This window comes from Nostoc sp. ATCC 53789 (genome assembly GCF_009873495.1).
GTDB classification, from domain to species: domain Bacteria; phylum Cyanobacteriota; class Cyanobacteriia; order Cyanobacteriales; family Nostocaceae; genus Nostoc; species Nostoc muscorum_A.
On sequence record NZ_CP046703.1, the window covers coordinates 3,504,000 to 3,517,837 of the forward strand.

At 39.3% G+C, this 13,838-nt stretch carries 10 protein-coding genes and 2 pseudogenes; 7 read left to right on the plus strand and 5 right to left on the minus strand.

Annotated features, from left to right (window positions below):
• Nucleotides 1-54: 54 nt before the first annotated feature.
• Together apcB and GJB62_RS14355 are read left to right on the plus strand one after the other, a co-directional pair.
• Complete coding sequence (gene apcB, locus GJB62_RS14350; protein ID WP_012411144.1) at nt 55-543, plus strand: allophycocyanin subunit beta; 489 nt, start codon at nt 55-57, stop codon at nt 541-543.
• Nucleotides 544-766: 223 nt separating this feature from the next.
• Nucleotides 767-973: a phycobilisome linker polypeptide gene (locus tag GJB62_RS14355; protein WP_012411143.1), complete on the plus strand. Its 207-nt coding sequence runs from the start codon at nt 767-769 to the stop codon at nt 971-973.
• A gap of 192 nt (nt 974-1,165) precedes the next feature.
• On the opposite strand, the gene GJB62_RS14360 is transcribed toward GJB62_RS14355, so the two are convergent.
• A complete protein-coding gene (locus GJB62_RS14360) occupies nt 1,166-2,167 on the minus strand; it encodes a hypothetical protein (protein WP_114086135.1) in 1,002 nt (333 codons plus the stop codon).
• Nucleotides 2,168-2,665: 498 nt separating this feature from the next.
• Here GJB62_RS14360 and GJB62_RS14365 point away from each other — a divergent pair, with 498 nt between their 5' ends.
• The 5 genes from GJB62_RS14365 to GJB62_RS14385 all read left to right on the plus strand — a co-directional run bounded on the left by GJB62_RS14365 (nt 2,666) and on the right by GJB62_RS14385 (nt 8,027).
• Nucleotides 2,666-3,433, plus strand: a complete 768-nt coding sequence (locus GJB62_RS14365; protein ID WP_114086134.1) for a class I SAM-dependent methyltransferase — start codon at nt 2,666-2,668, stop codon at nt 3,431-3,433.
• Complete coding sequence (locus GJB62_RS14370) at nt 3,430-4,164, plus strand: iron-containing redox enzyme family protein (protein ID WP_114086133.1); 735 nt, start codon at nt 3,430-3,432, stop codon at nt 4,162-4,164. Before GJB62_RS14365 ends, GJB62_RS14370 begins: the two co-directional genes overlap by 4 nt.
• Nucleotides 4,165-4,468: 304 nt before the next feature.
• Nucleotides 4,469-5,020 (plus strand): heme NO-binding domain-containing protein, encoded by a 552-nt coding sequence (locus tag GJB62_RS14375; protein WP_012411139.1) that lies wholly within the window; start codon nt 4,469-4,471, stop codon nt 5,018-5,020.
• A gap of 10 nt (nt 5,021-5,030) precedes the next feature.
• Nucleotides 5,031-6,479 carry an ATP-binding protein gene (locus GJB62_RS14380; RefSeq protein ID WP_114086132.1) on the plus strand — a complete coding sequence of 483 codons (1,449 nt, stop codon included), beginning with the start codon at nt 5,031-5,033 and terminating at the stop codon, nt 6,477-6,479.
• Nucleotides 6,480-6,824: 345 nt separating this feature from the next.
• Nucleotides 6,825-8,027, plus strand: a complete 1,203-nt coding sequence (locus GJB62_RS14385) for an FtsW/RodA/SpoVE family cell cycle protein (RefSeq protein WP_114086131.1) — start codon at nt 6,825-6,827, stop codon at nt 8,025-8,027.
• Nucleotides 8,028-8,095: 68 nt separating this feature from the next.
• Here GJB62_RS14385 and GJB62_RS14390 read toward each other — a convergent pair whose 3' ends face one another.
• The 4 genes and pseudogenes from GJB62_RS14390 to GJB62_RS14405 form a co-directional block, all read right to left on the minus strand.
• Entirely contained in the window at nt 8,096-10,378 is a 2,283-nt protein-coding gene (locus GJB62_RS14390) for a hypothetical protein (RefSeq protein WP_114086130.1), read from the minus strand.
• Nucleotides 10,379-10,391: 13 nt separating this feature from the next.
• Nucleotides 10,392-12,626, minus strand: a complete 2,235-nt coding sequence (locus GJB62_RS14395; RefSeq protein ID WP_114086129.1) for a hypothetical protein — start codon at nt 12,624-12,626, stop codon at nt 10,392-10,394.
• 385 nt (nt 12,627-13,011) lie between these two features.
• Nucleotides 13,012-13,221, minus strand: a pseudogene (locus tag GJB62_RS14400) (Uma2 family endonuclease); the annotation flags it as partial.
• A 165-nt stretch (nt 13,222-13,386) separates the two neighbouring features.
• Nucleotides 13,387-13,809, minus strand: a pseudogene (locus GJB62_RS14405) (Uma2 family endonuclease); the annotation flags it as partial.
• Nucleotides 13,810-13,838: the final 29 nt, after the last annotated feature.

The following is a 13,838-nucleotide window of genomic DNA, read 5'->3' on the forward strand; positions in this document are numbered from 1 at the left end:
TTCCCTGCCGAAACAGAAGTATTGCAATACGGTTGGAAATAAGGAATTAACAACATGGCTCAAGACGCAATTACCGCTGTCATTAACTCCGCAGACGTTCAAGGTAAATACTTAGACAACTCTGCTTTAGAAAAACTAAAAGGCTATTTCGCTACTGGCGAACTGCGGGTACGTGCTGCTAGCACCATCAGCGCTAACGCTGCTGCGATCGTCAAAGAAGCTGTAGCAAAATCTTTGCTATACTCTGACATCACCCGTCCCGGCGGCAACATGTACACCACCCGCCGCTATGCTGCTTGTATCCGTGATTTGGACTACTACCTCCGCTATGCCACCTACGCTATGTTAGCTGGCGATCCTTCCATTTTGGATGAGCGTGTATTAAATGGCTTGAAAGAAACCTACAACTCTTTAGGAGTTCCCGTTGGTGCTACCGTGCAAGCTATCCAAGCAATCAAGGAAGTAACCGCTAGCTTGGTTGGTTCTGACGCTGGTAAGGAAATGGGCGTTTACTTAGACTATATCTCTTCTGGCTTAAGCTAAGAGCTAGTTTGCGCTTAAGAATTTAGGTGCGGCTTTATTAAGGTCTGGAAATCAACCGTGAGTGCTAGAACGTTATATTGCTTATCTTGGTAAATTATCAGTGATGAGTGTTGGTGGTCTAGTATTGATGTTTGATTTCCAGCCTTGGAATGATTAAAAGATTTGCACTCAAGATTTTGAGATAAAAAAAGTTTTCACAAAGTTTACAGGAGATTTTCAAAATATGTCCCGTTTGTTTAAAATTACTGCTCTAGTTCCCAGCCAAACCCGAATTCGTACCCAACGCGAACTGCAAAATACCTACTTCACTAAGCTAGTTCCCTATGAAAACTGGTTCCGTGAACAACAACGTATTCAAAAAGCAGGCGGCAAAATTATCAAAGTAGAACTGGCAACTGGTAAGCAAGGCGCTAATACTGGCTTGTCGTAATTTTGTAAATAGAATATTATTTTAGGGAATTGGTAAGAGGTTGAAAAAGACCTCTTTTTTGTTGAGAATTAATATTACAAAAAATCTGTTTTCTATTTCGGAAAATTTATGAATCTAGGTATATGGGTTGATAAAAATTGATAAAGAGGTCTAATACCAGACCTCTTTTTTTGTTACTTATATTTCTGAAAGTTAAGAGTTGAACATTTCTACAAGGCGATAACCACGAGTATATAGCGGAACTGGAGCGCCAGAATTCTCTTTTTTCCTGGCTTGTTCACAACTTTCATCAAATACAATTAGCGTTTCCTTACCAACTTTCAGCCAGTCTTCATAAGGCACGCTCATATCTTCTTCAACACCACCAATACTAGGTACTACCATTGCCCGATAAGCTTCATTGAATTTTCTGCGGAACCGGAAATCTACAGAAATTCTTAGACCTTCAGTTTTCCTTCTTACCGTTTGGTGCAATCCACGGGCATCATTAAAGTACATTGTGCCGTGTTGTAGTTGTGCTTCTGTATAGGAGACAACCATTGGAACATCCTGGCCTTCAGCAAAGTCTGACATTACCCGCATCGCCTGTAGTTCCATTTCGCGGGGCATCTCACCTGCTTCAATGGTTATATTATCGATATCGCCAAATAGTGGCATAACCACTACAGTCGCATCAGCAGCAACACCTGCCCAGACATCGCTATGGCATTTTGAGCTAGCGAAGGGCAAACTCAATTTTTTTGCATCAGTCTTACCATAAACTATGCGGAGATTGACTGGTAAATCTACTGCATCAATCAGTTCATTTGCTCCTAATTGGTAGAAAGCCTCAGCTACGCTTGTTTGAAAGAGGTTAAATGCTAGAGTATGTTCTCGCTTGGGCATCAAAAGACCAGTACCAGTGTAGTTCGGTAATGTATTTCTTGCTTCCAATAGTCGTTCAAGCATTTCAGCTTCTGAAAGAATTATGTGACTATTCAGACACGCTGAAATATAACCCGCAGCAGCAATGCGGATCTGCTGGAACAACTCAGGCTTTAATGTGTGTTCAAACAGTAATCGATACTGTCGCCTTGTAGCAATTTTATCAGCAAGCTCATCAAAGAGTCGATCGCCAAGTTGAGAGAATGTGATCGCATGGTCATATTCTACGCGATCGCCCACTACTGACTTGGCTAACAGTTCTTCTAACATGATCTCTTCCAACGTTATTCTAAATTATTTAAATCACTCATACATCCCAAGCCATTTCATTTTAAAAACGATCTGACTATTACAACTTAACAAGATTATTCTCCTTATACTTCGTAAAATATACTGTTTACTTTCTATTATTTATCTTGATTTAAAGAGTTAACTTTAACCAGATTAGTAAAGTATATGTAAAGTTAAAGCTTAAGCCTCAACATATTTATATGTAAAGTAGCCATTAACTAAGTATTTTGAAAACTTTATGAAGTCTGATTATATTAATATTTTTATATTTAAAGAAATTAAGAAGTTAAGAATATTTCAGTTAGGTTTTATCTTGAAACCTATCATTTTTTACGCAAAATTAACCATAAAGTAAAAATCAGTAAAATCAACATTAGCATTAAATTAGGTAAATGTTACAACGTATATAGTATTAAATTCTTATAAACCCCGATTGATTAAAACCAACATAACTCTAATATAAATAGATAGTTAAAAATGTCAAATAATCACAAAGACTCAACTATAAACTTATACAATTGCACAGCATCAGACTGGATTAGAGGAGAACCTAGTTCTCTCTCAGACTTTACAGCACGCCCTTCTGTACTAGAGCTTTGTGAGCCTGTTAGTGGACTGCGAGTAGTTGATATAGGTTGTGGAGAAGGTTATTGCAGTCGAGAATTACATAGGCGTGGTGCTGCACAAGTATATGGAATAGACCTCTCCCAAGGCATGATTGAAGCCGCAAAGTTGCAAGAAGTAGAACATCCTTTAAGTATTAGCTACGAAGTAGGATGTGCTACCAATCTCAAGCAGTTTGATGATGGCGAAATTGACTTAGTTGTTGCAGTATTTCTATTTAACTATTTGACAATTTCTCAAACCCAAGAATGTATGGCAGAAGTTGCACGCATTCTTCGTCCCGGCGGTCGATTTGTATTTAGCGTTCCCCATCCATCTTTTCCATATATGCGGGAGGCAGCATATCCGTTTTATTTTCAAGTTGAAGGTGCAGGCTACTTCAGTAAGCGAGATCAGCAGTTTCCTGGTCGTATTTGGAAACGAGATGGCTCCTGGTTAAATGTCCAATTGATTCACAAAACTCTTGAAGATTACTTTAATGCCCTTAGAATTGCTGGCTTTAATACTATGCCAATTTTACAGGAATTGCGTGTAACTCCAGAACATATTGCAGTAGACCAATCATTTTTTAGTCCCTTACTTGACCAACCACTCCATCTAGCCCTACAAATATCACGATGACACAGATATCTTCTTTAGCGAGAAATTCTTTCCGTGAAATAACAGTTAATCATCCTTTATGGAACCATGAGTTCCTAATCCGTTGTCGGGCTGGAAATTTATTTTTACCAGACGTACAGATACTAGCTGTTCAGATGTACAAATTCTCCAAACAATTTAATCGGATCTTGGCCAGTATCTTATCTTGTTGCGAAGATGAAAGTAGTCAGTTAGTCATCTTAGAAAACCTATTTGACGAAATGGGACAGGGAGATAGAACTCAGTCCCACCCAGAGTTGTTTCGTCAATTTACCCGCGCCCTTGGTATCGACGACGAAACTTTGGCAGCACTACCCACTGTACCTGAAACTCGTGCCCTGATTGAAACTTACTTGCAGATGCCACATAAATATGGCTACTTAGCTGCACTAGGTGCTGTCTGTTATGCTTCCGAAGGGATTGTTAGCTCACTCTACACGCAACTATATAAAGGAATTATTGGTGCTGCTCCCTTACCCAAAGAAGCTCTGATCTTTTTTGAAGTCCATATTGATGTAGATGATAGTCATGCAGCAAAGCTAGCAGCAGTGATTGAACCTCAAATTACCATGAATGAAGAGGATATCAAGGTAAAACTGGCTATTGTTGAAGCTATGGATGCGCGTGTCCAATTTTTTAATGGAATTCAGCGTCAAATCTCTAAATACAGCTTGTATCCTGATTCATGGGTGCATTTTGATGCATTGCTGTAGTATTGTGTCAAGTTTAAATTGATGGGTAAATAAGTTTGTAGTAAGGACTTTAGTGCTTACTACAAATCCTCAAAACTAGCTGGGCAAAGCAATAAGTAAAAATACGGTTGTAACAATGAGGATTTGTAGCATTAGAATACAAACAGTTTTACTTGTTTTTTTGGGATTTTAAATCTGTAATAAAACATTTTCAAAGTATAACTACAGAAAATTTTGTCATTTAAATAACCTTTTTAAGAAATTAGTTGTCGAGTCTTGGGTAAATTCACAAAGCAAAATTAGGTGCAGTCATCAGGAGGCTTCCATGTACGGTTTAGTGAACAAGGCGATTCAAGACATGGTATGCAGTCGTTTTGGCGAAGAGACTTGGAAACAAATTAAGCACAAAGCAGAGGTGGACGTAGATGTTTTCCTCAGTATGGAAGGCTATCCCGATGACATCACCCACAAGTTGGTAAAAGCTGCTAGTGTCATTCTAAGTTTATCTCCCAAACAGATTATGCAAGCCTTTGGGGAATTTTGGGTTCAGTACACAGCCCAAGAAGGCTATGGTGAAATGCTGGACATGAGTGGAGATACACTGCCTGAGTTTTTAGAAAACCTCGACAATCTTCATGCTCGTGTAGGAGTTAGCTTTCCTAAACTCCAGCCCCCATCATTTGAGTGTACTGATATGGAGGAAAATTCTCTAAGTTTACACTATCGTTCTGATCGAGAAGGGCTAACTCCAATGGTTATTGGTCTAATCAAAGGATTGGGAACAAGGTTTGATACAGAAGTTCATATTACCCAAACCCAGAATCGGGATGAAGGTGCTGAACATGATGAATTTTTAGTGATTTATAAACCAAATTGAGTGTAGCAGCATGGCTCCTCCTCACCTTACGCTTTCACCAGAGTTACTGGCGAAAGCTTTTCCCTTCCACTTTGCATTTAGCCGTAATCGTGAAATTGTACAAACTGGTGAGGTCTTGGGGCGTATTAGTCCTGAGCCATTAGTTGGTAAATTGATTGAGCAGCATTTCCAGATTAATCGTCCAAAGATTCTGATTGATTTTGATGCTATTAGTAAACAGCCTCGTGCCCTATTTATTTTAGAGTTTCTCCACAATGGAATGCAGCTCAAGGGTCAGATGATGTATCAACCAGAGGAGGAGGTAATATTTTTTTTAGGTTCTCCCTGGATTACAGATACAACTAGCTTGGCTCCTTTGGGTATCAAACTCAAAGACTTTGCGATTCACGACCCAATTGTTGATTTTCTGTTTCTACTACAATCTCAAAACACCGCTTTGGGTGATGCCAAAAAGTTAACAAGCGAACTGAAACAACAAAGGGCACAACTGCGAAGTGCGCTGCAAATTAAGGAGAACTTAGCGGAAATTGCTGAGGCTCAGGCTAAAAGATTGGAAAAATCCCTCCGGGAGCTACAGCAAACTCAAGCCCAATTGGTTCAGGCTGAGAAAATGTCCAGCCTGGGGCAGTTAGTTGCAGGAGTTGCTCACGAAATTAACAACCCCGTTAACTTTATTTACGGAAATTTAAAATATACAAAAGATTATACACAGTGTTTGCTAAAGCTTGTGCTTCTTTACCAGCAATTTTATGCCAATCCTGTGCCAGAAATTAAAGAATGCATTAATGAAATCGAATTAGATTTTTTACTAGATGATTTGCCCAAAATTCTAGATTCGATGCAAGTAGGAGCCGAAAGGATCTCTGAAATTGTCTTGTCTCTGCGGAACTTCTCTCGTCTTGATGAAGCAGGAATGAAAAAGGTTGATATTCACCACGGACTAGATAGTACCTTGCTGATTTTACAGAATCGGTTTAAGAATAGCGTAGATCATCCTGGGATCAAAGTAGTTAAAAACTATGGAAACTTGCCTCTGGTAGATTGCTACGCCGGCCAACTCAATCAAGTGTTCATGAATATTATCAGTAATGCCATCGATGCACTCGAAACCCATAATGATAAACGCGCGATCGCAGAAATTCATGCTAGTCCGAATAAAATTACAATTACTACAGAAATTATTGAAACAAACTGTGTTATTCGAATTGCTGATAATGGTTCAGGAATGACAGAAGCAGTTAAGGAACGACTGTTTGATCCATTTTTCACAACTAAGCCTGTGGGTAAGGGTACAGGATTAGGTTTGTCAATTAGCTATCAAATTGTAGTTGAAAAACATAGGGGAACACTGAAATGTTTATCAGAACCCGGACAGGGTACTGAGTTCTGGATTGAAATTCCCCTCTCTATGGACACACAAGCAGTTGATTGCGTCAAATCGTTGAGTTATGTTTTATGAATTATGAGAATTAAGAAATGCTTGTAGTGGGAGAGAAGCACTAAGCATTTATTTTTTAACTCTCTGAATTCTCAATTATTTTTAAAACTGCTGTATTTAATGTATAAAATAATTTCTCAGTTTACGTGTAGTGATGCCATCTCTAGGGGATGGTAATCATAGCTTGTTTCGTCTAAGGGTATGGCATTCCTAGCCAATCAAATTTGTCAAAAATATTTAACTAAGGGTGTATTGAAGTTAACAACTCTAAGATTTATGGTTGCAAAGCTTACTTATGAGTTATAAGTTATGATTTATGAGTTTTATTTCTAACTCCTAATTCCTAACTTTTTACCTGTACTGCTCGTGAATCTACGCCGCCTGATTCCAATTTTTGATAGTTCAGTCTCCAACTGGGCACTAGAAGCGCGTTTGTTGCGCTGGTTAACTTTGATTTGGCTGTTTGTCGGCTTGATAATGCTATTTTCAGCATCCTATCCCGTCGCTGACGCACGTCAGAGTGATGGACTGTACTACTTTAAGCGTCAACTACTTTGGGTCTTAGTTTCTTTAATCGGGTTTAATATTATTGTTAATTTGCCGTTACAGAAAATTTTGAGAGTATCCCATTGGTTTTTGTTGCTGTTTTTGGCATTAATTTTCGTCACACTAATCCCAGGATTGGGAAAAAAGGCTTTTGACGCAGCCCGTTGGATTGCGATCGGACCAATTCCTATTCAACCTTCAGAATTAATTAAACCCTTTTTGGTGCTGCAAAGTGCGCGGCTTTTTGGTCAGTGGGAACGTATTAGTTGGCGGGTTCGCTTTGCTTGGTTGGGTATTTTCGGTTTGGTACTTTTAGGAATTCTTGCCCAGCCCAACTTAAGTACAACAGCACTTTGCGGTATGACTATTTGGCTAATTGCTCTCGCGGCTGGCCTACCTTACAAGTACCTGGGAGGAACAGCAATTGGCGGAGTAATGTTGGCGATACTCAGTATTAGCATAAAAGAGTATCAGCGTAAGCGGGTGATGTCATTCCTCAATCCTTGGGCGGATGCTACAGGAGATGGCTACCAGTTGGTGCAAAGTCTACTAGCTGTGGGTTCTGGTAGGACTTGGGGAGCCGGGTTTGGGCTTTCTCAACAAAAACTGTTTTATTTACCGATTCAGGATACCGATTTTATTTTTGCCGTGTTCGCTGAGGAGTTTGGCTTTGTTGGCAGTATGGTGTTGTTGGCACTTTTAGCTACATTCGCCACCCTCGGATTAATTGTGGCACTGAAGGCTAAAAATATAGTGCATCGATTGGTAGCGATCGGTGTGATGATTTTGATGATAGGACAATCACTGCTCCATATTGGTGTAGCTACAGGTTCTCTACCAACTACAGGCTTACCTTTACCCATGTTTAGTTATGGTGGTAATTCTATGATTGCTAGCTTAATAGCTGCTGGGTTGCTGATTCGGGTAGCACGCGAGAGTAATGAAGCTGAGGTAGTACAGTTACGAAAACCCCTGTTTCAAAATGGGCGAAGACATCGAGGTTTCCAAAAAAATAAGAATTGAGTTAGTTGGAAATAGGGCAAGCAACCTTTCACAGCCTATCGAGAATGTGCCTAAGAGCCTGATAAAACTTACCTCTGAGGTAAGGGGCTTTGAAATGGGTTCGGTGGAATTGGGTTAATGCTAGGTATAGGAGTAGGTACTACTTTTTTGAGGACTGTGATTACAAATCCTTTTTGCTGGGGTGGTTGCTTATTAGATATATCATTAACTTGCAGCGTGATTTGAGGTGGAAAGGCTAGATTAACTGGAAACTGCTTTGAGTCACTTAATGCAACTTCATCGCCGTATGGCAAAAGTTTAACTTGAATATTTTCTTTTTCCCCTTCTACTCTCCAACTCAGGGTAGCAGTTGTTCCTTCGTTGAGAACCAGATTTGGTTGATCGCTACCGTTGATTGTGAAAGAAACAATCCTAAATGGTTTTGGTAAAATTTCTATTTTAGATTCAGTCTTTTTAAAACTATTTTTTTGACTTCCATTAGAAAAAGCTTTGATTTGAAAGGCAAATTTTCCTGCTTTATATGCAGGTATAGGGATATTTGTACATCGTAGCTCTTGATTTTGTTGTGTACATAGCTTTTTGAGCTTAGGGTCTGCAAGATTACCTTGGTTAATTTTATAAACAATTGGTTCGCCGTAGGATGTCTCATCATCTGCACTGCCACCAATTTGAATTTGTTGCAGCAGTAATGGACGCGCAATAGTCCAACTTAAAAGAATATTTTGACCTTTTATATACTGTGGTTTATCGGCTTGAAAATTAACAACTTCAGCAATTGGTTTCTCAGCTATTTCTACTTGGGTTGTTTGGGTTGCTATTTGATTAGTTCGAGAAAATAACTGTATACCATTTTGATAAGAAGCTTGTAGCTGAAAAGTGTAATTTCCTTTTGTTTTCACTCCAGTTTTCACGTTACTACAAATAAGGTCTTGTTTTTCTTGTATCTGACAAAGAGGTGTACTTCCTTTACCCAATGCTTCAGGAATGCCATTGCTAAAGTCATAAATAATAGGCTCAATAGGTTGGGAACCTTTAGCGGTCAGAACCAATTTTTGCAACTGTTTATAGTGGTGAATTTCCCAGTTCAAAGCAACCTCATCACCTTCAGTAATTTGAGAGTCTTTTGCACTAAAATTTTCTAATTTCAAAGGATCGGGATTTAAAATTCGCCAAATGATAAATCCTATCCCTCCCAATAATCCCAAAATTGCCAAAATTAACAGAATAAATTGCCACAAAGGACGGGGTTTCCATACCAAGCTCCCTTGAGGCAATGTGTTAGGTAGGGGTAAATTTTTTTGGTCTTTGATGTCGAGTTGAAAGTTAACCACTAACCCTGCGCCAAACCACGGTTTTCGCCACCAAGGTCTGGGTTTGACTGTCAAGTTGGCCACAGCACTTCTATTTGGTAGTAATCTTATTTCAGTCGGATCAAATTTGTAAGTATATAGTTCTTCTTCGTCTCGACTTTTTAAGCTTAATATCAGTTCCCGGACAATATTACCCTGGTTCGCTAGTGCTAATTCATACTTGCCCAGACTACGGCTAACTTGTCCCAAAATCGTATGAAGTTCTATATCTAAGCGATAATTTGTCGGAATTTGAATGTACACCAAGTCTAGCAGTACTAAGTCGGGAGAGTTCTCCGAATACAAGCGGATTGTAGGAGAATAGCTTCCTGCGAGTGTATCCCCAGGTGGGTGAAATTTCAACAATATTTGACCTTTAGTACCAGGGTTCAGTTCTAGCGCAGTAGCTTCCGATACTAATCCAGAACCCTCATATCCGCTTGCAGGGTAATTAATTGTGAACCAGTCTTCGTCTAAATCTGGACAACTCAAGCGGAACCTATCGACGAGATAAGAGCGATTATCAACTATAACTTCTACTTGCAGAGGCTCACTAGGATTGAAAATTAGCGGCTTGTTGGGGTTGGTGTTAGGTCTAATGGAAAATGTCGGGTCATTCACCCGAATTGCAGTCTGTTCTTGTAGCAGAACCTTAATTTGGTTTGGGAAGGTTATGGGTGTATCTTGAGGATAATGTAGAGGTGAATCTACGACTAATGTATAGTCATAGGTTCCAGGAAGAGTATTTGCAGCAATTTGAAACTCAAATCTTACTTCATCGCTATTCTGTTGGGAAGCTAATGCTAAACTTTCTCTAGGAGAACTAGACCAACCGGTTAAATTTTGAAATACTTCGTCAAAAACAAAATGTAAGTCAATAACCGCATCTTGGTCTCCTTGATTGATTACAACAACATAGAGTTCAATAGTATCTCCTGGCATTCCAAATTGAATTCCAGGTGGGTTGATAATAACTTGCAGTGGATTGAATTTAGCTTGCATATCATTGACTCTCTTATTTGATGCGGTGTAGTTTGACTTGAAAATCTTCACCACCACTAACAATCATGGTTCCTTGATTAGTTTTCAAGTCGATACTATTGATTTTTTTAGAGCTTTGGTAAATTGTTTTACCTTCTGCTGCCTTTATTTTGTCAAGCTTATGTTCGGGAGTTAAGTACCAAAGCACCACTCGTCCATCATCGCCACCACTTACTAGCAAACTACCATCATCACTAAATGCCAGACTACGCACAGATGTTTTTGATGCTGGCCAGCGATCTATTGGCGAACAATTGAGTTCATTAACTTTTTCCTGCGGATTGGGATTTTTGAGAGGTTGGCACTGATTCAAATTCCAAATCGTAATGAATCCTGCTGAATCGGAGGTTGCTAGGATTTTTTCTGTCGAGTTAGGAACAAAAGCCAATCCCCAAATATAGTCTTCACGCCCAACTAATGGGTCTAGTTTTTCTAGATTTTGCACTGATAAACCTGGGAATTTTTTATCAGATTGAGTTGGGTTCCACTGCCACAAGATGAAACGCTTAAAGTTTCCGGCAATTACTAGAGTTTTTGCATCTGGGCTGAGATTTAATGCCCGGACTTGGAAACCTGATAGTTTCAATGTACTTTGTACGTCGATAACTTGCGGTTCTGGCAGAAAATCGCTGTTAGGCGCTGATCTTGACCATAATCTAACTTTACCACTGCCATAGCCACTGAATAAGTTAAGTGAATTTGAAGTGAAAGCTAAATCAAAGACGCGATCGCCTTTTGCTTTAGGATCTTTAAGGTCTTGAAGTTCGCTAATCTTTAGACCTGATGGTACATCTCTAAGTTCAATTACACCATTATCGAGACCAACGGCAACACGATCATTTTGTAATGGCATGAAGCGTAAGACTTCTACAGCATCATCGGTAATCGCCATTAAACCTTTGGGCTGTTGCCGTTGGTCGCAAGCTACGGGTTGCCCAGCGTATGTTACTGTGTCATCGGGGCCCAAACTATCGGCAGCAATTCTCCAAAGTCTTAATGTGCAATCATCTGAGCCACTGACCACAGACAAACCAATACCACTAAAGCGTATTGAATTTACAGAACGTGTATGCATTATATCTCTTGGTTGCAGTATTAATGCTAGGAGTGCAGCTAAGAGTGCGATCGCAGCTAGCTGTAGCCATAGAGGTATAATTGGCAAAGCCTCCACTTCTAATGTCTGCGTGGCGGGGTCTGTACTCCCTAAACGTTGGTCGGATAATTCAGATTTAGCCTCTAATAAAAGAGTTTTACCGATTCCTACCCAAGGGCGTTTTGTTTTAACATCAAGGATGACCTTACTTGTCTCTCCTAAATGGAGATTGGCATTTTCAGGAAGCTTTTTGAAAGTACATTTTCGCCAGTCTCTACCCTGGACCTGGACATTAATTTGCTGGTTGAGGTTGCTAGCGTTTTTAAATAGTAATTCAAAGGAAGCTGTATCAGATTTCCAGTCAGGCAACCATGCCAATTTACTAGGAATTTTGAGGTGTTTTTGAGTGGTGGTAAAGTCTATAAAACCGACTGGTAAGACTTCAATGTTGCCTTCAGCACTGGTTGGATAACCATTATTGCTAACAGCTTCAATGGTAAAAGGGTAATTTTGACTAGGCGCTTGCACTACAGAAGGAGGTTGACATTGAAATGTGGCTTCTGCTAATCCACCTGGATCTAGAGATAATCGGCGTTCTGCACTACCTGCTAGCCAAGATGGATCAACGCCTGTAAAACGTAGCCCCACATCAGTTGGTTGTTGCCCCAAGTTCCGCACCCGCACTGGTATATCTACTGAATTGCGGGGATAAACTTGAAACTCTCGCACAGGCAATTCGACACTTAAGTGTGTTGGTCTGTTATCTCGTTCGATTTTCAGACGCAGCACAAGTCTGCACTGTTGTGCTAATTGCGGCGAAAAAATATTAACCATCAGGTTGACAGTACCGACAAATCCTGGAATGGGTGTATTGAATATGAAGACTTGAAATATGGTACTGCTTCCTGGTGGTTTAGCTGCTGCCACCTCTGGTTCGAGTCGATACCATCGGTATCCAGTGTTCCGGGTTTCTCCGGCGGCGGTAATTTCTACCTGAAAATTGACAAAGCGATCGCTGTCATTATTGACAGTTACCTCAAATGATACAGGAGTATCACCTGGACGAAAAGTTAGGTTCTGAGTAGAAAGGCTGGCATTAATAACACTTTTTTCCATGCTATTATTTATACTATTTTATTATTTTCCATGACTAATACTATTAAAAAATTAATATCTGCGAAAAAGTGACAATCGTTTTTTGGGTTTGATTATTCAAATGTATATATTCAAATTGTGTAATAAATTTCTCAATTGATAAAAGTCATTTTCATGAAATCTATATATTATATTCAAATAGAAATTCATCAATGGGATATCTGTCACAATTCCCAATAAAGCTTGATAACCCAAGTTTATGGACGAAAAATTGAGTTTTTCTGATAAAACCACCACAAAACCTAATTTTTAGTACACGTACCAGAGTTCTTTGTTCACCAACCGTTGGCTTGACAAGTATACATAAAAAGTAAGCCAGTAATTATATTTATCAATAAGGGACACTTTACCCTATCTTTCCCTGTACCCAAGCACTGAAGGATTGCACCAGATCAATTTCATCCATAGTTTTACTTTGCTGGATAAATTTATTCATATCACTAACAGAAATTAAAGGAAAAGCTATGCTCAACTTAATCTCAATATATTCGCTTTCTATTAGTTGATAAAATTTTAAAACTTCACCATCATATCTCCATAATTCTGCTACACCTAAGAGGTTGTTTGAAAAGTGTTTCGCTGTGACTTTAGGCACTTTTGATCCCCCCTAACCCCCCTTAAAAAGGGGGGAATCGGAATCAAAGTCCCCCTTTTTAAGGGGGATTTAGGGGGATCTAAAACTATTTGATACCGACAAGAGGACTTTTCAAACATCCTCTAAAGCCGCATAAATATTAAGCTTATTAACATAGCTGCTAGTAATATCAATTTCAACTGCTAAATCCGGTGCTGGGTCTGTTTTTAAATCTAATTCTTGCTTACCTCTAATTCCTGGCTCATTTTGAATATAATAGCAAGTATCGGGTTCTATTCCCTTTGTTATTGTTTTACGTTTTAATGTTGTAGAACCAGCACTTCTAATTTTATTTTTTAATTCCACTGCTAAAGCGAATATCAATCGGTCAAACTGAATTTTAGGATTTTCGTGTTCAAAAAGTGGAGTCATGATTTCTAAAACACCACAGTCATAAGCAAATCTTGAGCCTCTGTCCTCACCTGTATCTCTCAACAAGGCTTCAAAGGTTTCCCAGCTAATGTTCTGTAGCACTGTTCTTTGTTCAGCAGGTGTTGACTTGACAAGCATATTAGAATACTTTTTCTGTCAGGATGTTA